The 18,889-nt window shown below is 38.0% G+C and carries 17 protein-coding genes; 8 read left to right on the top strand and 9 right to left on the bottom strand.

Going from position 1 to position 18,889, the window contains the following annotated elements; translation table 11 throughout:
- Positions 1-293: 293 nt before the first annotated feature.
- From truA to glmU, 7 genes are read right to left on the bottom strand one after another with little or no spacing between them, the layout of a single operon-like run.
- Positions 294-1,025, bottom strand: a complete 732-nt coding sequence (truA, locus tag TH67_RS03680) for a tRNA pseudouridine(38-40) synthase TruA (RefSeq protein WP_072594405.1) — start codon at positions 1,023-1,025, stop codon at positions 294-296.
- The gene (locus tag TH67_RS03675) at positions 1,025-2,053 is read right to left on the bottom strand and encodes an LptF/LptG family permease (RefSeq protein WP_072594404.1); all 1,029 of its coding nucleotides are present in this window, start codon (positions 2,051-2,053) and stop codon (positions 1,025-1,027) included. The genes truA and TH67_RS03675 overlap by 1 nt, the downstream gene beginning before the upstream one ends.
- The gene (locus TH67_RS03670) at positions 2,046-2,834 is read right to left on the bottom strand and encodes a prepilin peptidase (RefSeq protein ID WP_072594416.1); all 789 of its coding nucleotides are present in this window, start codon (positions 2,832-2,834) and stop codon (positions 2,046-2,048) included. Before TH67_RS03670 ends, TH67_RS03675 begins: the two co-directional genes overlap by 8 nt.
- Before the next feature lie 7 nt (positions 2,835-2,841).
- The gene (uppS, locus tag TH67_RS03665) at positions 2,842-3,513 is read right to left on the bottom strand and encodes a polyprenyl diphosphate synthase (RefSeq protein ID WP_072594403.1); all 672 of its coding nucleotides are present in this window, start codon (positions 3,511-3,513) and stop codon (positions 2,842-2,844) included.
- A 3-nt stretch (positions 3,514-3,516) separates the two neighbouring features.
- Positions 3,517-4,203, bottom strand: a complete 687-nt coding sequence (locus TH67_RS03660; RefSeq protein WP_072594402.1) for a hypothetical protein — start codon at positions 4,201-4,203, stop codon at positions 3,517-3,519.
- Positions 4,200-5,372, bottom strand: coding sequence for a bifunctional phosphopantothenoylcysteine decarboxylase/phosphopantothenate--cysteine ligase CoaBC (gene coaBC, locus TH67_RS03655; protein WP_072594415.1), 1,173 nt, complete (start codon positions 5,370-5,372; stop codon positions 4,200-4,202). The genes TH67_RS03660 and coaBC overlap by 4 nt, the downstream gene beginning before the upstream one ends.
- Complete coding sequence (glmU, locus tag TH67_RS03650) at positions 5,359-6,666, bottom strand: bifunctional UDP-N-acetylglucosamine diphosphorylase/glucosamine-1-phosphate N-acetyltransferase GlmU (RefSeq protein ID WP_072594401.1); 1,308 nt, start codon at positions 6,664-6,666, stop codon at positions 5,359-5,361. Before glmU ends, coaBC begins: the two co-directional genes overlap by 14 nt.
- A 136-nt stretch (positions 6,667-6,802) precedes the next feature.
- Between glmU and TH67_RS03645 the strand changes: the two genes are divergently transcribed.
- Genes TH67_RS03645 through TH67_RS03610 form a run of 8 tightly spaced genes read left to right on the top strand, consistent with a single transcriptional unit; the run spans position 6,803 to position 16,199 of the window.
- The gene (locus TH67_RS03645; RefSeq protein WP_021091276.1) at positions 6,803-7,570 is read left to right on the top strand and encodes a motility protein A; all 768 of its coding nucleotides are present in this window, start codon (positions 6,803-6,805) and stop codon (positions 7,568-7,570) included.
- Positions 7,570-8,349: an OmpA/MotB family protein gene (locus TH67_RS03640; RefSeq protein ID WP_072594400.1), complete on the top strand. Its 780-nt coding sequence runs from the start codon at positions 7,570-7,572 to the stop codon at positions 8,347-8,349. The genes TH67_RS03645 and TH67_RS03640 overlap by 1 nt, the downstream gene beginning before the upstream one ends.
- Positions 8,350-8,360: 11 nt before the next feature.
- Entirely contained in the window at positions 8,361-9,083 is a 723-nt protein-coding gene (fliP, locus tag TH67_RS03635; protein WP_374048483.1) for a flagellar type III secretion system pore protein FliP, read from the top strand.
- On the top strand, positions 9,083-10,348 hold the full coding sequence (locus tag TH67_RS03630) for a TolC family protein (protein ID WP_072594398.1): 1,266 nt from the start codon (positions 9,083-9,085) through the stop codon (positions 10,346-10,348). Before fliP ends, TH67_RS03630 begins: the two co-directional genes overlap by 1 nt.
- The gene (locus TH67_RS03625; protein ID WP_072594397.1) at positions 10,345-11,088 is read left to right on the top strand and encodes an efflux RND transporter periplasmic adaptor subunit; all 744 of its coding nucleotides are present in this window, start codon (positions 10,345-10,347) and stop codon (positions 11,086-11,088) included. The genes TH67_RS03630 and TH67_RS03625 overlap by 4 nt, the downstream gene beginning before the upstream one ends.
- A complete protein-coding gene (locus TH67_RS03620; protein WP_072594396.1) occupies positions 11,085-14,111 on the top strand; it encodes an efflux RND transporter permease subunit in 3,027 nt (1,008 codons plus the stop codon). The genes TH67_RS03625 and TH67_RS03620 overlap by 4 nt, the downstream gene beginning before the upstream one ends.
- A complete protein-coding gene (locus TH67_RS03615; RefSeq protein ID WP_072594395.1) occupies positions 14,108-15,343 on the top strand; it encodes a TolC family protein in 1,236 nt (411 codons plus the stop codon). Before TH67_RS03620 ends, TH67_RS03615 begins: the two co-directional genes overlap by 4 nt.
- Positions 15,336-16,199 carry an EamA family transporter gene (locus TH67_RS03610; RefSeq protein ID WP_072594394.1) on the top strand — a complete coding sequence of 288 codons (864 nt, stop codon included), beginning with the start codon at positions 15,336-15,338 and terminating at the stop codon, positions 16,197-16,199. The genes TH67_RS03615 and TH67_RS03610 overlap by 8 nt, the downstream gene beginning before the upstream one ends.
- On the opposite strand, the gene TH67_RS03605 is transcribed toward TH67_RS03610, so the two are convergent.
- Both TH67_RS03605 and TH67_RS03600 read right to left on the bottom strand, forming a co-directional pair.
- A complete protein-coding gene (locus TH67_RS03605; RefSeq protein ID WP_072594393.1) occupies positions 16,196-17,470 on the bottom strand; it encodes a ComEC/Rec2 family competence protein in 1,275 nt (424 codons plus the stop codon). The genes TH67_RS03610 and TH67_RS03605 overlap by 4 nt on opposite strands.
- Positions 17,470-18,882, bottom strand: a complete 1,413-nt coding sequence (locus TH67_RS03600) for a replicative DNA helicase (protein WP_072594392.1) — start codon at positions 18,880-18,882, stop codon at positions 17,470-17,472. Before TH67_RS03600 ends, TH67_RS03605 begins: the two co-directional genes overlap by 1 nt.
- Positions 18,883-18,889: the final 7 nt, after the last annotated feature.

The raw sequence follows: 18,889 nt of genomic DNA, 5'->3' as shown, positions 1-18,889 counted from the left end.
AGGAGCACCATGTGCTCCTAATAAATAAAATAGATTGGTTTTTATATATTTGCCTACTTTTTAAATTCTATAACTTAGTTTGCCTACTTTTTAAATTTTATAAATTAATAAGTTCATCTAATAGATCTTGTAAAGTAATACTTCTTAAACTATCCTCTAAAGCTTCTTGTGCTTTTAGGAGGTGGGGGGGGGTGGTTAAGAGTAGGAGGGTGTGTAAACTAGCTAAGAATCCTAGCTTATAAGATTCTTTATTTAATATTTTAAATAAGCTTACTATTGAATATTCTAAATATCTAATTAAATTTATAAAAAACTCTATTTAGGTAAAGTCCTTCAGCTGGAGCTGGGATACGAGTTAGAGCGGAACATCCGTTAAGTGAAGCATTGATGAGCTCACCACCATTTTTTATACTCAAAGCTTTAAGCAGATTTGCAACCATAAGCCGTACTTGAGCGCGTAAAAAGCCATTCGCTTTAAAAACTATGATAGTTTGGTTTTTGTATTCATAGCAAAATGCCTTAAAAATTTCTCGCACTGGACTTTTTGTATCACTTCCTGTTTTCATATAGGAGCTAAAATCATGCTCGCCAATAAAATTAGATAAAATTTCATTTGCTTTTTTGATATCAAATTTTGGCAAAAAGACTTTATAATTTGAGCTAAAAACATCAAATTCTCCATGATCTATAATGTATCTATAAGACCTTGCTACGGCGTCAAATCTTGCTTGAAAATTTTCATCAACTAAATTTATACGTTTTATATGAATATTTGGGTGGGCATGGCGGTTGATTAGCTCTTTTAAGTGCTCTAAATTTTTAAAATGATCGCCACAAATTACGCTTGAGCTTTGATTGATCGCATGGACGTTTTTGTCTGTACGTGAACTAGAGACTATTTTTTCAAATATTCCAACGTGAGCCAGAGCACGTGAGAGCTCATCTTCTACGCCATTTTTATGTGGCTGAGTTTGCGAGCCTTGAAATTCGGAGCCATCGTAGCTATAAATTAGTTGGATTTTCATTAGTATCTTCGTATGATCTTGGCTTTAAAAAGCAAAATTCCTGCCAATAAAAAGACGAAAAATATGAGTGGAATCGCAAAAGCTGGTTTTGATGAAAATAGCATTATGAGCGTAAAATAGCCAAATAAAACGCCAAATGTCCCAACATAAACCATGCCCTTTTCATATCTATAAGTAACGATGCCAAAGCTTATGGCAAAAAGTGTACTGGCAAGTGGAAATAGTGCAACAAGCACATATGTGCTAAGGTCTTTTCTTCTTTTTTCACTACTATTTGCCTCCGCCCAGTACTCTTTGATACTGCCTATATCGCTTATCTCTTCACTTTGTGCAGTCCTTATTTTCATGGATTTGAAGTTGCTTTGATGATAAATTTCATCTTTTATGTCATACATTTTTCCATCTAATAAAGAGAGTTCGATGCTTTGATTTGTATTAGTAATCTTTGCGTTTTTAGCAGTGATTAAGCGTTGGGAGTCTTTAATGTAAGGATTAAACATCACAATATCTTTATAAGTAGTGCCGTTGTTATCTTGCATTTCACTACCCACATAGACCATCCAGTCAGAGAATTTTTGTCCAAACTGAGTTGGCTTTAAATTTAGCTTTGCAACAGTCTTTTTATAATCAATAAAATTTGCATTTAGCTGCGCGGCTATTGGTATCATTATGGTAGCGATGACAAGTAGAGCGGTGCTTAAAAATGCTGAAAATATTAAGAAAAATTTAGCAATTTTATTTGGTGAGCCACCAAGCGTAAAAATAACGATACTTTCATTCTCTTTTGATAATCTAAAAAGAGTCATCGCAAGTGATACAAAAAATGCGATAGGCACGACAAAAAGTAGCACGCGTGGAAGCATAAATGAGTAGAGTTTAAAGAGCTCGCCAAAGCTGATCTCAATGTAAGAAGTAATGCGCGCGATCTGGATGAAAAATACGATCGACATGATCAAAAAAAGCGTACTAAATAGCGACGCAAAAGTCCCTAGGAAGTTAAACAAAAGATATCTATTCACTCTACTCATAAATAAACCTTAAAATTTCTAAAATTTGCTCTTTAAAAGCGTATGTAATAAGTAAGCCAAGACTTAAAAATGGCACAAAGGCTAGCTCGTAGCCCTTTTTTTGAACGACCGCATAGACTGGAAGTGTAAAAAGTGCTGCAAGATAGATCGCCACTAGAGCTAGTTTGGCTGGCAAGATAGCTCCGATGATCGCTGCTATAAAGATATCTGCACTACCCATCGCTTCTCTTTTTATGGCAAAGCTTACGACAAATCTCAGCGCCCAAAAGATAAATGCAAAAAGGAATAAATTTAAAATTTGGGCAAAATTTCCTTTAAATATAAAAAGCATCAGAGCGTAGATAAATGCGAAAAATAGCGCCGCAAAAAGAAGCGCATCTGGCACAGCTTTATATCTTATATCTATGACGCTAAGAGCTAGCAACATAACAAAGCAAGGCCCTAAAAATAGCGCGTAAAGCAATGTTTCTACACTTAAAATTTCGCTGCATTCTTTAAAAAAACAGATCAAAAAAATTATCCCAGAAATTAGTTCGATCACTGGATAGATGAGGCTTATTTTTTGCTTACAAAAGGCACATTTGCCGCCTAAAAATAGCCACGAAAAAATTGGAACATTGTGATAAAAATTTAGCTTATGATCGCAGTTTGGACAATGAGAAGCTGGAAAATTTATGCTCTCATTTCGTGGCAAGCGATATATCAGCACATTTGAAAATGAGCCCACGCAGATGCCAAAAACAAAAGCAAAAACGGCAAAAAAGATGACTAAATTATCCATTATCTCGCTAAACTCCGCCAAATCTTCGCTCTATGTTTTTAAATTTGCCAACGATATTTGCAAGCTCATTCTTGCCAAAGTCGGGCCAAAGTGTCGGTGTAAAAAATAGCTCTGCGTAGCTTGCTTGCCAAAGCATGAAATTCGAAAGCCTGCTCTCGCCACCAGTTCTAATGAGAAGATCCACTGGCTCACTCTCATCAAGTGCTGCATTTAGGCTTGCTTCGTTTATCTCGCAGCCTTCTAAATTTAGCTTTTTCACAGCTCTAATGATCTCATCTTTTGAGCCGTAGTTTATCGCTAAATTTAATAATAAATTTTTATTCTCTCTTGTAGCGTTTTTGGTGATCTCTATCTCGTTGTTTAGCTCATCGCTGAATGGCGAAATATCGCCAATTGTGTTAAATTTGATCCCATTTTTTATAAAATCATCACGCTTTAAAATGAGAAATTTCTTAAGCAAATTCATCAAAAACTCGACCTCTTTTTGTGGCCTTTTCCAGTTTTCGGTACTAAATGCGTAAAGACTTAAAATTTTCACCCCATTATCGATACAAAATTCGCACATATCGCTTACTACATTTGCTCCAGCTTCGTGCCCATTTGTCCGTAAAAATCCACGTTTTTTAGCCCAGCGTCCATTTCCATCCATGATAATAGCAATGTGGTTTAATTCATTCAATCTTTAGCCTTTTATATCAATAATTTGTTCTTTTTTGCTCCAAAGAGCACTCACATTTTGCACTGTTATGTTGGCGTTAAATTCACTTTTTAACAAGCTAGCTACATTATTAAATGGGGTCGCGATCTCGTATAAAACTTCATCTTTAAATTTAAAAATAAGTGGAGCAAAATTTGAAAATATTAAAAAAATTTTCATATCATTCTCCTCTTTTTTTAGCTGAAAAACGCTGTTTATGCCATTATAAGTAAATGGTATATGCACGACATTTTCTTGCAGAGCAAAGAGCATTTTCGCTAGCACTTTCATCTCGCCTTTTGTCTTAGCTTCACTTAAGCTTTTAAATAAATAGTCGTAAAACCACGATAAATTCTCATTTTCTATCAAATTTTCGATAAGATTTAGCCCATCAGCCAAGACATCTTCGTCTAAAATTCTTGGCTTTTCGTATAAATTTTTTATGACGATATTTTCGCCATGGCTTTGCACTTCACCCCAGTATCTCGAGCCTACGTTTAGCTCTTTTGCACTTTTTGTGTTTAAATTTCTATTTGCAAAATTTAAAATGTATCTGTTAAAACCGATCTTTTGGCTTACCAAGATACTAAGCGGAAGTGATGAATTTATCGCTACTAACGGTGAATTTGCATTTTTTGCTATTTTTTGAATGCGAGAAATTTTCTCTATCATAAATTTGCTGCTAGTTTCACGATATGTCTTGCGATCTCGTCTTTTGCGGCAAGCGGTAGTAAAGTTTCATTATTTTTCGTGATGAAATTTATCTCATTTTGCTCGCTTGCAAAGCCATTTTTCTCACCCAAGATATTTAGGCAAACTGCGTCAAGCCCCTTTTGCTCTAGCATTGCTCTAGCATTTTTGTGTGCGCTCTCGCTTGAGATTTCAAGCTTAAAGCCGATCTTTTTGCATTTAAACTTTTTTAAGCTTTGCAAAATATCGACATTTCTCTTTAGACTTAAGCTTAAAATTTCGCCAACGTCCTCTTTTTTTATCTTGCCATCTATCTTTGTCGGTACAAAATCACTAACCGCAGCACACATTACAATTAAATTCGCGCTCTCACACTCGCTCTTGCAAAGCTCTAAAAGCTCACTACTTGAGCCAAAATTTAAAATCTCAAATGGCTCGTTTTCCACTTTAAAACTAGCAAGTAGTTTTACCTCCGCACCGGCGTAGTAAAAGGCTCTAGCCAAGGCTCTTGCCATCTTGCCACTTGAGAAATTTGTAATGGCTCTAACATCATCTATCTTTTCAGTCGTTGCGCCACCAGTGATCACTACTTTTTTACCTGCAAAAAGAGGCCTACTAAGCCTTTTAATGGCGGCTTCTACTATCACCTCAGGACTCGCAAGACCACCCTTGCCAACGTCACCGCAAGCTAGAGTTTTAAGAACTGGCTCAACCACTAAAGCGCCGTTTTTCTTTAAAATTTCAAGTGAGTTTTGCGTAGCGAAGTGCTCGATCATATTGTTATTTGCAGCCGGAGCTACAACTAAAGGCACGTGTGAGGCGGCGATTAGCGTTTGCATAAAGACATTGTCACAGATGCCAGCTGCTAGCTTATTTATCGTATTTACCGAGGCAGGTGCGATAAGGACTAGATCCATTTTAGAGTAGGCTATGTGATTTACGCCATCTTGCCAGTTTTGAGTTTGAGAGCTTAAAATTTTATGCTCACTTAGCGCCTCAAAGCCACTTACACTGCAAAATTCAAGCGCTCCGTCACTTAAAGCCACGTAAACATCAGCACCTTGCTTTTTAAGCAGCGATAAAATCTCGTAAGCTTTATAAAAGGCGATACTGCCGCAAACTGCTAGTAAAATTTTCTTATTTTTTAACATCATCTTTGCCAAAGAATTTCTCAAAAAAGCCACTTTTGTTCTCTTGGCGAGCTCTGCTGATCGCTAATGCACCGCTTTCAACGTCTTTTGTGATGGTGCTTCCTGCTGCGATTATGACGTTATCAGCGATATTTACAGGGGCGACTAGCTGTGTATCTGAGCCAACAAAGACGTTTTTGCCGATTTTGGTTTTGTATTTTGTTTTGCCATCGTAGTTGCATGTGATGGTACCACAACCGATGTTTGTGCCACTTTCTATCTCGCAGTCGCCAAGATAGCTCAAATGTCCAGCTTTTACGCCGCTCAAAACACCTTTTTTAACCTCGACGAAATTTCCTATGTGTGTGTCAGAAATTTCAGAATTTGGCCTGATGTGAGCTAGCGGGCCGATATCTGAGTTTTTGATGACGCTGCTTTCTATTACTGATGAGCTTTTGATGATGCTCTCAGTGATGATGCACTCGCCAAGGATACTTACGTTTTCTTCTAGCACGCATTCGCCTTCAAATTTAGCCCTGCTGTCTATGAAAATGCTCTCTGGCATGCGCATCAAAACGCCAGCTTTCATTAAATTTTGCTTGATCTCATCTTGCATGATCTTTTCTGCAATGCTAAGTTGAAATTTATCGTTTATGCCCATGAAATTTTGCTCATTAACATTTACTGCAACGCACTTTAAGCCCTTTTCATTTGCTATTTTTATGGCGTCAGTTAGGTAGTACTCTTTTTGTGCGTTTTGGTTGCTTATGAGCGGTAAAATTTGCTCTAGCGCCTCGCGTTTAAAGCAGTAGCAGCCAGCATTTACGCTTTTTATCGCAAGTTGTGCTTCGCTTGCATCTTTTTGCTCGACGATGCCTTCAACTTTGCCGTTTTTTATGATGACTCTGCCGTAGCCAAAAGGATTTGCTGCTTCAAATGAGCTCATAACCACGTCCGCTTCAGCATTTGCTAGACGCATTAGATCGGTTGATTTTACAAGAGGCATATCACCACAAGTTACTATCACCTTTTCGCCGCTTAAATTTACGCTTTTTATCGCTCCAGCAGTGCCTGGGAAATTTGTATGATCTTGCTCAAAAATTTTAGTTTGAGGGAAAATTTCTTTTATCTTTTTGCTAATTAGCTCTTTTTCGTAGTGAAGCACGACGCTAACGTCATTTGTGATCGCATAAGCTTGCTTTAAGATGTGAATGATCATTGGCTCACCGCAAAGTTCAAATAGGACTTTTGGACGTTTTGATTTCATTCTGGTGCCAAGACCAGCCGCTAAAATTATGATTGAAGTATTGTTCATTTTTAAGCCTTTTAACGTTAAAAATTTCGCAGATTGTAGCAAAAAATGGCAAACATTTTTTTTAATTTAACGATTGTTTCAACAAAAAGCTAATAAAATAGCAATTCTTAAGAATTTATAAATAAAGTGAGCTTAAATGGATTTAGGAACCGTCGTCGGCTGGGTTTTGACCCTGGTGCTTTTGTTTGGATCAATGGCGATAGGCGTTGGTATAGGACCATACATCGATATTCCTTCTGTGATGATCGTTTTTGGTGGTACTATCGGCGTTATGATGGTTGGCTTCAAGATGGAGACGCTTAAAGGAATTGGTAAATTTTATGGCATTGCTGTTAAGCCATCAGTCGTAGTAAATTTACCTGAGACTATAAAAAAAATAGTTGATTATTCAACTAAAGCTAGACGTGATGGTATCTTATCGCTTGAAAGCGAAGTAAATAATGAGACAAATCAGTTTTTAAAAAGAGGCCTCTCAATGGCGGTTGATGGCAATGAGCCAGATGCGATCAGAGCGCTTTTGGAGATTGATATCGATCAAACTAGTACAAGACATTCAAATAACATTAAAATTTTTGAGCAAGTTGGCGGTTTTGCGGGTGCGATGGGTATGATCGGTACGCTCATTGGTCTTGTTGCGATGCTTCTTAACATGTCAGATCCTAGTGCGATAGGTCCATCAATGGCGGTTGCCTTGCTTACGACGCTTTATGGTGCGATGATAGGTAACATCATAGGTGCGCCTGTGGCAAATATCCTCTCTATTCGCGATGCTGATGAAGCACTTGAAAAACAAGTCGTACTTGAGGGAATCATGTCGATACAAGCAGGCGATAATCCAAGAACGCTTGAAGCTAAACTCTTAGCATTTTTACCACCAAAAGATAGAAAAAGTCAGTTTGAATAATGGGTAAGTTAATAAAACCAGAAGAGTGTCCAAAATGTATGCCTGAGTGGCTAGCTGCTTTTGGTGACCTCATGTCACTTTTGCTTTGTTTTTTCGTTTTATTACTTTCTATGGCGACAATGGATGCTAAAAAGATGGAGGCCGCTGTTGGCTCACTAGCTGGTGCTTTAAGTGTGCTTGAAGGTGGTGCTAGACCTGAAAATCAGATAGAAAAAGAGACGGATCCAGAAAATACTCGTGCAAAAAAGATAAGCAAGCAAAAGGGCTCACAAAGTGAGCTAAATATGAATGTTAAAAAGATAAATGAGCTACTAGCTGCTAGCGGGGCACCTGAGATCACTATGGAAGAGAGCGAAGATGGCTTTATCGTAAGGCTTCCAGCAGCTATGCTTTTTGATAAAGATAGTGCTGAAATTTCTGGTGAAGATGCGAAGCTATTTTTAAAACGAATAGGCATGATTGTGGCGAAAATGCCTAATGATGTAAAAGCCGATATTATCGGCCATACAGATAATATAGAACCAAGTAAAGACTCAGCTTATAAAAATAACTGGCAGCTCTCAACTGCAAGGGCTTTAAGCGTAGTTGAAGAGCTAATCAACGATGGCGTGCCACAAAATAGGATAATAGCTTCTGGCAAAGCTTCGTTTGATCCGATCGCTAGCAACGGTACAGAAGAGGGTAGAGCTAAGAATAATAGAGTAGAAATTCACTTCATATCGCTTGAGCCAAAAAATAAAGAGGCTACTAAGAAAAGTATCCTTGATATGAGGAATTAGTCGTGAAAGCACTGCTTGCTTTAGCGGTTTTACTTTGCACGGTTTTTGGGGCTGATCCTGCGCTACCAACTATAAATTTAAGTCTAAATTCTCCAACAAATGCCGAGCAACTTGTAAATTCTCTAAACGTTTTACTAATCCTCACCGCACTTGCACTCGCTCCTTCGCTCATTTTTATGATGACAAGTTTTTTAAGGCTTGTTATCGTATTTTCATTTTTACGCCAAGCCATGGGCACGCAACAAGTTCCACCTTCAACAGTGCTCATCTCGCTTGCGATGGTTCTTACCTTTTTTATCATGGAGCCAGTTGGGCAAAAGAGCTATAATGATGGCATAAAGCCTTATATAGCTGAGCAGATAGGCTATGAAGAGATGCTTGATAAAAGCTTAAAGCCATTTAAAGAATTTATGGTAAAAAACACAAGAGAAAAAGACCTTGCGCTTTTCTTTAGGATTAGAAATTTGCAAAATCCAGCAAATATTGAAGAGATACCGCTAAGTATCGCAATGTCAGCTTTTATGATAAGTGAGCTAAAGACATCTTTTGAGATTGCGTTTTTGCTATATTTGCCATTTCTTGTCATCGACATGGTCGTAAGCTCAGTGCTGATGGCTATGGGTATGATGATGCTTCCTCCTGTAATGATCTCACTGCCATTTAAACTGCTCATATTCGTGCTTGTTGATGGCTGGAATTTACTAATAGGAAATCTTGTAAAAAGCTTTCACTAATGAAAAAATTTTTATTCATTTTTTTGCCGGTATTTTTGCTTGGTTCAAATTTAAGCGTTATTGCAAACAAGGTAACGCAAAATGAAATTTCAAAGATCAAAGAGCTTGAGCTAAAAAGAGCAAATTTAAACGATGAAGCCACATTAAGCTCATATATGCCAAGCCTTAGCTTAGAGGGCTCATACGGCAAAAATGCAAGCACTTTTCCAAGTGTAGTTGCTAAAGAGTCAGCCGGTGTGCTGGCTAGAATTGATTTTTTGCTTTATGATGGCGGGGCTAGAGAGGCTAGGCTAAAGATGAGCCAGCTTTTAAAAAACAAAGCCATGATCGCTAGTGATGAAGTCAAAAACTATCTTGCACTTAAGGCTGTAAATTTATACTTTAACGCAGCTGCACTTGAAAATATAATCACGGCCAAACAGGCTCAAGCAAATTTTTTAGAAGGTGTTTTAGATAAGCTTGAAAAGGCAAACATTGCAGGCCTTGCCGCAAAAGATGAGCTTGAAAATGTAAGGGCTAAATATTACTTAGCTAATAGCACGCAGCTTGAATACAAAAACAAAATGGAGCAAATTTTAAATGAGATAAATTTGCTAACTGGTGAGAAAATTTTACCAGTAGCTGGAGCAAAGATGGCTGAGATTGGCTCAAATTTAGCTTCAAAGAATGCTGAGCTTGATAGACTAAGCCAAGATATATTTTTAGGTGAAGCTAAGCTTAGCGAGGCAAAGGCTGGTTTTTTGCCTCAAATAATGCTCTATGACACATATGGATTTTATAAAAATAATTACGATATCGATCTAGGCAGGCTTAGTTCTTACCGCTCATACGTGGATAAATACTTAAAAGAAGATACTCACGGCAATAAATTTGGTATCGCTTTTAAATGGAAAATTTTTGATTTTTTCGCCACTAGTAAGATGAGTCAGGCCCAAAAGATCGCGCTTGATGAGGTAAGGCTAAATTTGGAGTATAAAAAGCGTGAAAACGAGATAAAACTTAAAAATTTGCAAAGTGAAATCGTGGTGCTTACTTCAAAAATCGCTTCACTAAACGAATATGTAAAAGCAAGCGATTTGGCACTAAAAGCTAGCTATGAAAAGTATAACTCTGGGCTTTTGGGATATAGCGACTTGCTTGAGGCGCTATCGCAAAAATTTGACGCCATTAGCCTTTTTGAAGGGGCAAAAGATGAGCTGGAGATAAAAAAGGCAGAGTATTTTTTTGAAAGTGGCGAGAGCATTTTAGAGAGGATTAGGGATTGAAAAAGCTGATAATTTTAATGATATTTTGCATCTTTTCATTTGCAGCAGAAGATATTTTTGCTGATTTTGAAGTCTATGCCAAGCAAAGCTCAAAGCTTGCATTTGAGAGCAGCGGCAAGGTGGATAAAATTTTTGTAGATGTCTCAAGCCACGTTAAAAAGGGCGACGTTTTAGCTAGCCTTGATCAAACAAGCCTTGAGATCGCTCTAAAAAAGGCAAAAAACGATTTAGCGCTTGCTAAAAATGCCAAAGAATTTGCTAAAAGCACCTTTAATAAATTTAGCCAAGTAAAAGACGTCACTTCAAAGCAAGAATTTGATGAAGTAAAGTATAAATTTGATGAGGCAGCTCTTAGGGTGCAAGCAGCTGAGATCGCCATTTTAAATGCAGATGATCATCTTAAAAAGGCCGTTTTAAAAGCTCCTTTTGATGGTATCATAGCTAGTAAAAATGTCGAGCTTGGCGAGAGCGCTTCGCCACTTCAGCCAGCCTTTGTTCTAAACTCTGAGGAGGCTAAAATTTTAATAGCGATTGACGAAAAATATGCAAATTTAGTAAAAGTTGGCGACATTTTTAAATTTAAGCTTGACGCGACAAACGAGGAAAAAGAGGTTAAAATCGCGCTAATTTACCCAGAGATTAAGCGAGAGACCAGAAAATTTTACGCCCAGGCTTATGACAGCGGGCTAAAGCCAGGTATGTTTGGTCAAGGAAAAGTGATAATCGGCGAAAATAAATGATAAAAACAGCCATAAACCGCCCCATAACTACGCTTATGATATTCTTAAGCCTCGTTGTCTTTGGCATCTACTCGCTAAAGACGATGAATGTAAATTTATACCCGCAAGTAAATATCCCAATCGTTAAGATCACAACCTACGCAAATGGCGATATGAACTACATCAAGACAAAGATCACGCAAAAGATAGAGGACGAGGTCTCAAGCATCGAGGGGATAAAAAAACTTTACTCAACTAGCTTTGACAACCTAAGTGTGGTAAGCATCGAATTTGAGCTAAACAAAGACCTAGAGAGCGCTACAAACGACGTCCGCGACAAGATGCAAAAGGCAAGGTTAAACGCAAACTACGAGATAGAAAAGCTAAATGGCCTCTCTTCAGCCGTCTTTAGCCTCTTTATCACAAGGCTTGATGGTAATGAAACCAAGCTCATGCAAGAGATAGATGATGTGGCAAAGCCATTTTTGGAGCGCATTAGCGGCGTTTCAAAGGTCAAGACAAATGGCTTTTTAGAGCCAGCGGTGAAAATTTTGCTAGATAGATTTAAGCTTGATAAAAATGCCCTTAGCGCAAACGAAGTGGCAAATTTGATAAAGGTTGAAAATTTAAAAGCGCCACTTGGCAAGATAGAAAATGAGCAGATCCAAATGGCGATCAAGTCAAATTTCAGCGCCAAAAGCATAGATGAGATAAGAAATTTAACGATCAAACAAGGGGTCTTTTTAAAAGATATCGCAAGCGTTGATCTCTCTTACAAAGACGCAAACGAAGCAGCGATAATGGATAAAAAAAGTGGCGTCTTGCTTGGCCTTGAGCTAGCTCCAGACGCAAATGCTCTAACCGTGATCGCTCTAGCTAAGTCAAAGCTAGATCAGTTTAAAAGCCTGCTTGGCAGCGAATACGACGTAAAAATAGCCTATGATAAGAGCGAAGTGATACAAAAGCACATCGATCAAACCGCCTTTGATATGATCCTTGGCGTCTTGCTAACCATCGTGATCGTCTATCTGTTTTTAAGAAATTTCTCGATCACCATCATCTCAGTCGTAGCGATACCAACTAGCATCGTAGCGACGTTTTTCATCATAAATGCCCTAGGCTACGACATAAACCGCTTAAGCCTCATAGCACTCACACTTGGCATCGGAATTTTCATCGACGATGCGATAGTCGTCACTGAAAATATCGCTAGCAAGCTAAAAGATGAGCCAAATGCCCTAAAAGCAAGCTTTGCAGGCATAAAAGAGATAGCATTTAGCGTCTTTGCGATCTCGCTCGTGCTGCTTTGCGTCTTCGTGCCTATCGCCTTTATGAGCGGCATCGTTGGCAAGTACTTTAACTCTTTTGCGATGAGCGTGGCAGCTGGCATCGTCATCTCGTTTTTTGTTAGCATCTTTCTCGTGCCAACGCTTAGTGCTAGGTTTGTAAATGCCAAAGAAAGCAGCTTTTTTCAAAAGAGTGAGCCATTTTTTGAGGCTCTTGAAAATGGCTATGAGAAGCTTTTAGCCTTGGCGCTTAAATTTAAGCTCATATTTTTAGCCATAACGCTTGTGGTCGTTGTTTGCTCATTTGGGCTGGCTAAATTTGTAGGTGGAGACTTCATGCCAAGCGAGGATAACTCGGAGTTTAACATCTACTTCAAACTCGATCCCTCACTTAGCCTGCAAGCTAGCAAAGAGAGGCTAAAAGATAAAATTTCACTCATAAATGTCGATCCTCAGGTCGCTTACGCCTACTTCATTCTTGGCTACACAGACGCCAAACAGCCTTATCTTGTAAAGGCTTACGTTAGGCTAAAAGAGCTAAAAGATAGAGCTAATCACGAGCGGCAAAACGCTATCATGCAAAGTTTTCGTGACAGACTAAATAGCGATGATATGAGCGTTATAGTAGCTGATCTGCCAGTAGTTGAAGGTGGCGATGTGCAGCCAGTTAAGCTTACTATCACCTCTGAAAATGGCAAAGAGTTAGAAAAATTTGTACCAAAGATTAGCAAAATGCTAAAAGAGATAAATGACGCAACGGACGTAAATTCTCCTGAAGAAGATCTGCTAAAGCGCGTGCAAATTTCCATCGATGAAGATAAGGCTAAAAGGCTAAATTTAGATAAAGCCAGCGTTGCAAGCGCCGTTTATAGCGCATTTAACGAGAACGAGGTCTCTGTTTTTGAAAACGAAAATGGCAAAGAGTATGAGCTTTACATGCGCCTTGATGATAAATTTAGAAGCGATACAAATGATATTTTAAAGACCAAGATAAGAAGCAAAGAGGGCTTTTTTGTCACACTTGGCGACGTGGCGACGATTAGTTTTGAGCAAAAGCCAGCTAGTATTTCGAGATTTAATAGAGCTGATGAGATAAAATTTTTAGCAAATACCAAAAACAACGCTCCGCTAAATAGCGTGGCAAATGAAATTTTAAAGAAGCTTGATGAAATTTTGCCAGCAAATTTCAAGTATAAATTTTTGGGATTTGTTGAGCTCATGGATGATACGAACGCTTCTTTTATCTTTACAGTGAGCGCTAGTGCGGTGCTTATTTACATGGTGCTAGCGGCACTCTACGAGAGCTTTTTGCTGCCATTTCTCATCATGCTTGCCATGCCGCTTGCCTTTTGTGGCGTGGTGATCGGACTTTTTATAAGCGGCAATCCATTTAGCCTATTTGTCATGGTTGGCGTCATCTTGCTCTTTGGCATGGTCGGTAAAAACGCCATTTTGGTAGTTGATTTTGCAAACTACTTTGCAAATAGCGGCATAGAGGCAAACGAAGCTGTGAAAATGGCTGCAAAAAAGCGCCTAAGGGCTGTTTTGATGACCACTTTTGCCATGATATTTGCTATGCTGCCGCTTGCACTTAGCAGGGGTGCTGGCTTTGAGGCAAACTCACCTATGGCTATAAGCATCATCTTTGGGCTCATTAGCTCGACCTTGCTAAGCTTGCTTGTCGTGCCAGTGCTTTTTGCATGGGTTTATAATCTTGATAAATTTATAAGAAAATTTTATGAAAGGGAGAGAATTTGAAGAAAATTTTGGGAGTTTTGCTCTTTGCTTTGCCTCTTTGGGCTGGAAATTTACTAGAGATCATCGCTCTAGCGCAAAGTGCAAGGCTTGAGAGTTTGAAAGAATTTAATAAAAATGAATATATAAATAAAAATAAGAGTAAAAAGCTAAATTTATCCCTTGATGGCAGATATACCTTTGTGCCTGATGAGATAAAGGGCGGATATATGACAAAGGCAGGCTCGATCACGGCAAAGGTTGAATATCTTATCTTTGACGGCGGTGCGAGTGAGGCTGCTGATAAAATTTTAGACCACAAGGGCGTGGAGAAAATTTACAAAGATGAAGAGCTGATGAACCTCACTGCTTTTCAGGTCGCAAAGGTCTATTTTAATGCCGTTGCCCTAAATTCGCTTATAAATTTAGAGACAAAATTTGTGGATAGCTTTGCTAAGGCTGCGGCTGAAAATGAGTTTTGGTTTGAGTATGGCGAGATAAATAAAGCTGAGTTTGATGCGATAAATTTTACTCTTGATAAAAAAAGATCTGAGCTTGACGAGCTTGGGCTTAAGCTAGCTGAGCTAAACTCAAGGATAAATTTGCTCTCAAACGGCGAGATCGGCTTTAATGCTGGCTCAAAGATAATGATGCCTGATTTTAGTAAAGATGATATAAGCGCAAAACTTGGGGCGATGGAGCAAGAAAAATTTATAAAAGAGCAAGAAAATGAGAAACAAAAGAGTAAATTTGCTCCAAGAATTTACTTAAAAGATACGCAAAGTGTGAATAATAACAGCTTTAAAAAAGGTGAGAGAACGACTTCGCAGATGATAGGCGCTTACGCTGATGCGAACAGGCCTAGAGTGGAGTTTGAGTGGAAGCTGCCTGATAGCTTAAGTCTTAGTAAGCAAAGTCAAGTTAAACGCATTGAAGAGCAAAAGGCGGCACTTGATTTAAGCGATGAAGAAAATAGGATAATCACTCGCCTAAAAGAGCTAGAAAGCACAATCAAAGGCTTAAATGCAAAGTTAAATTTGCAAGATTTGAAGCAAGATAAGCTTGATAGTGATTTTATTGATCTGCTAAATGGCTATCTTAATGGCGAGATAAAATATGAAGAATTTTTGTTTGTGAGTGAGAAAAATTTTAGCGATAGGGCAAATTTTATCCTTGATGGCGATTTACTTGAGCTAAACAAGCTTGAGTATTTTTTTGAATGTGCAAGAAAAATAAATGAGGTGATAATTGAATAAACTGATCTTTGTAACCATTTTGTGGGCGTTTAGCTTTAGTTTGATAGGTGAGTTTTTAGCTGGCAAGGTTGATAGCTATTTGGCTGTTTTTATTCGGGTTGCGCTTGCGAGCTTAGTCTTTTTGCCATTTACAAAATTTCGTAGCATCAGTCCAAAGCTCGCATTTGGCATCATGGCGATTGGAGCGGTGCAAATAGGACTTATGTATCTATTTTATTACAATTCATTTTTGTATTTAAGCGTGCCAGAAGTCGCACTTTTTACCATTTTTACGCCGTTTTATGTGACGCTCATCTATGACGCATTTAGCTTTAAATTTAGACCACTTTATCTATTTAGCGTTGGCGTTGCGGTTTTTGGAGCTTTGGTTATAAAATACGGCGCTATAAACGATGGTGTATTAAAGGGCTTTTTGCTAGTGCAAGCGGCAAATATCTGCTTTGGAGCAGGGCAGAGTGCATATAAGGCACTTTTAGAAAAATTTGACGTGGATCAAAAAAATGTCTTTGGCTACTTTCACTTTGGTGCATTTTTTGTAGCTGTCGTTGCGCTTCTTGCTCTTGGCAACCCAGCCAAATTTTCACTTACTTCAACACAAATTTTAGTGCTTCTCTGGCTTGGCATAGTCGCTAGTGGAGTTGGATATTTTATGTGGAACAAAGGTGCTTGCGAGGTCGATAGCGGCGTGCTTGCTATCATGAATAACGCTCTTATTCCAGCTGCCATCATTGTAAATTTAGTCTTTTGGCAAAAGGATACAGACTTAACTAGGCTAATTTTAGGTGCTGTTATAATGTATATATCTTTGATAATTCATAACAAGATAATGAAATTTTATGGTATGAAGATCGCTTAGGTGTAAATTTTATAGCTGGCAATAGCAAAACACAAAAGCCCAAGCAGCGGTAAAATGTAGAATATGGATCTAAATTTTATAGCTAGAAGTGAAGCGATATTATAAAAGATAAAAATAATGGCTGGCACGAAAATTTTAGTCGAGCTTAGTCTAAAATTTAAAACATTATTTAGCAATCCATCAAAAATGTCGCCATACGAAGCGATATGAAGTGCGGCGCTTAATGGATAAAAAATGCTAAAGATGTAGTTGATAGCAAGGACGCTAAGCTGCTGTAAGCTAATGAGTGGAAAGAAATAAAGCACGCAAATTTCCATTGCAAAGCAAACATATAAATTTAAAAGTATAAGATGAGCGAAGGGCGAAAATTTATCTTTTAGGTGTTTAAAATATAAAAATATGTAAAAAACGCCCATGAGTGAAAAGTAAAAACCTACGCTAAAAAATAGCTGCGGAAAGAGCGATATGCTAACAAGTGCCACTATAAAAAGTGTTTTGAAGTTTAAAATTTTAACGCCTTTTAACGTGCAATAAAATCCTAAAATGCTCATTAAAAATGCTCGCAAAAAGCTTGGTATAAAGCCTATTATAAAAAAGTAAAATGACAAGACTATAAAAACTATAATGGCTAGATCAAAGTTGTAGTTTCTAAAAGGTAAAAACCTCGCATATAAAAATTTTAAAAGCGGCCTAAATACAAAAAATATAACTGCACTTATAAAACCTAAATGATAGCCACTTATGGCTATAAGATGCGCTATACCAAGGTGCGAGACATCATCTCTTAGCTTGCCGTCAATACTTGTGCCTAAAAATAGAGCCGAGTAGAGCTGTGAAATTTTGCTATTTTCATGCTGGGCGTAGATGAGTGATTGTAATTTTTGGTTGATATTTGGTGTGACTTTTTGTGGTAGTTTTTCGCGTGAAAAGCTAGGCATGTAAAAGAAAGAAGCAAGATAGTCTTTAAAACTAACGTCTAAATTTATGACGCTTAGAAATATATTATCTCCAGCTTTAAAGTCATCTGTTTTAGCTCCAAGCGTATAAAATGAAAACTCATCAGTTTTAAGCTTTAAAATTTGCCTTTTCTTGCCGTCATCTCCAAGCTTTTCGTAGCTAGAAATCACGGTTGCTGTTAGCTCTTGTTCGCCTTTGTCCATAAAAATTTGATATTTATGATAGCTAATAGCTAAATTTATAGAAAAAATACAAAGGCAAAACAGATAAAATATAGTAAAAATTTCTCTATTTTTTAAAGCTTTAAAACGCATCAGCCTTCAAATGAAACATCAGATACTGGCATTGCAGACATATCTTCAAATCTTGAGTGTTGCTTTTGAAAGAGCACATCAACTGAACCAGTTTCGCCATTTCTATTTTTGCCAACGATGATCTCAGCCTTTTCTTGAAGCTTATTAAAGACGTGATTGCTCTTGTACTCTTTGCCCTCGGCACTTGCGCGTTTTTCTTTCTCTTTTTCTTCTTGTTCTAGATAAAACTCATCTCTATAGACAAAAAGAATGATGTCAGCATCTTGCTCGATCGCGCCTGACTCTCTTAGATCGCTTAGCATAGGGCGTTTATTTGCGCGAGATTCAAGGCTTCTATTTAGCTGAGAAAGAGCGATGATTGGCATATCTAGCTCACGTGCCAAAAGCTTTAATCCACGAGAAATTTCAGCTATTTGGACGTGACGATCAGCGTAGTTATTTGTACTCATCATAAGACCGATGTAGTCGATCACACAAAGTGAAATTTCAGGATGCATAGCCTTTAGTTTTCGCATTTGCGTTCTTACTTGATGGATATTTACATAGCCACTATCATGCACAAAAAGCTTGCTAGCAGCAAACTCCTCGCAAGCATCGCTAAATCTAGCCAACGCTTCATCATCCATCTTTGCAGTCATTATGTCTTGAAGTGGGATAGAGGTCTTGCTTGCTAGCATTCTCATCATTATCTGCTCAGCTGGCATCTCGAGCGAGAAAAAAACAACTCCAGCATTATTTTTTAAAACCTGACTCATAAAATTTAAACAAAGTGTCGTTTTTCCCATGCCTGGACGAGCTGCGACGATGATGAGGTCTCCATTTTTAAAGCCCTTTATCATCTCATTTAGCTTTTTAAATCCAGTATCAAGTCCAACGATATCTTTTTCACCAAGCAAGGCCTGAGCATTAATATGATCCATCATTTTCATGATGATCTCTTTGCCTTCTTTTATAACTCCAGTGCTTCCACCTTCTATCAAAGAGTAAAATTCCTGGCTAAGATCATCGACCATATCGCGGCTTGGCTTGTCTTCATTTACTTTGCTTGGTATATTGTGAGCGATCTTTACAAGACTTCTTTTTATGGATTTTTCTCTTAGTTCGTTTGCGTATTTTTGAATGTCTATTAGGGAATTTGTGCCCAAAATATCTAGTATTAGCTCTTCGTCGTATTTTTCGCCAAGTCTATTTTTTAAAAATGGCATAGTTATAGGATCATCGCTATTTAGGCATGCTACCATTGCATCGTATATTTGCGAATGCCCTTTTAGATAAAAATCCTTTGCCTTAACAATATCAAAAATTTCACCTAAAATATCGTTGTTTTGCAAAATGGAGCTTAGTATAGCTCGCTCCATATCAATGTCGTAAAGGTTGGTAAATTCTATCTCGTTAACTCTTTGCTTTGCCACAACTTTT

Source organism: Campylobacter concisus (genome assembly GCF_001891085.1).
Taxonomy (GTDB): Bacteria; Campylobacterota; Campylobacteria; order Campylobacterales; family Campylobacteraceae; genus Campylobacter_A; species Campylobacter_A concisus_O.
Note: the sequence above shows the minus strand (reverse complement) of the source record. Positions and strands in the feature narration are given on the sequence as shown.

Coding starts and splice junctions, on each gene's coding strand:
- truA (WP_072594405.1), bottom strand. CDS start 1,025: ATGAAAATCCAACTAATTTATAGCTACGATGGCTCCGAATTTCAAGGC.
- TH67_RS03640 (WP_072594400.1), top strand. CDS start 7,570: ATGGGTAAGTTAATAAAACCAGAAGAGTGTCCAAAATGTATGCCTGAG.
- TH67_RS03660 (WP_072594402.1), bottom strand. CDS start 4,203: ATGATAGAGAAAATTTCTCGCATTCAAAAAATAGCAAAAAATGCAAAT.
- TH67_RS03620 (WP_072594396.1), top strand. CDS start 11,085: ATGATAAAAACAGCCATAAACCGCCCCATAACTACGCTTATGATATTC.
- TH67_RS03630 (WP_072594398.1), top strand. CDS start 9,083: ATGAAAAAATTTTTATTCATTTTTTTGCCGGTATTTTTGCTTGGTTCA.
- TH67_RS03670 (WP_072594416.1), bottom strand. CDS start 2,834: ATGGATAATTTAGTCATCTTTTTTGCCGTTTTTGCTTTTGTTTTTGGC.
- TH67_RS03645 (WP_021091276.1), top strand. CDS start 6,803: ATGGATTTAGGAACCGTCGTCGGCTGGGTTTTGACCCTGGTGCTTTTG.
- glmU (WP_072594401.1), bottom strand. CDS start 6,666: ATGAACAATACTTCAATCATAATTTTAGCGGCTGGTCTTGGCACCAGA.
- coaBC (WP_072594415.1), bottom strand. CDS start 5,372: ATGTTAAAAAATAAGAAAATTTTACTAGCAGTTTGCGGCAGTATCGCC.
- TH67_RS03675 (WP_072594404.1), bottom strand. CDS start 2,053: ATGAGTAGAGTGAATAGATATCTTTTGTTTAACTTCCTAGGGACTTTT.
- TH67_RS03605 (WP_072594393.1), bottom strand. CDS start 17,470: ATGCGTTTTAAAGCTTTAAAAAATAGAGAAATTTTTACTATATTTTAT.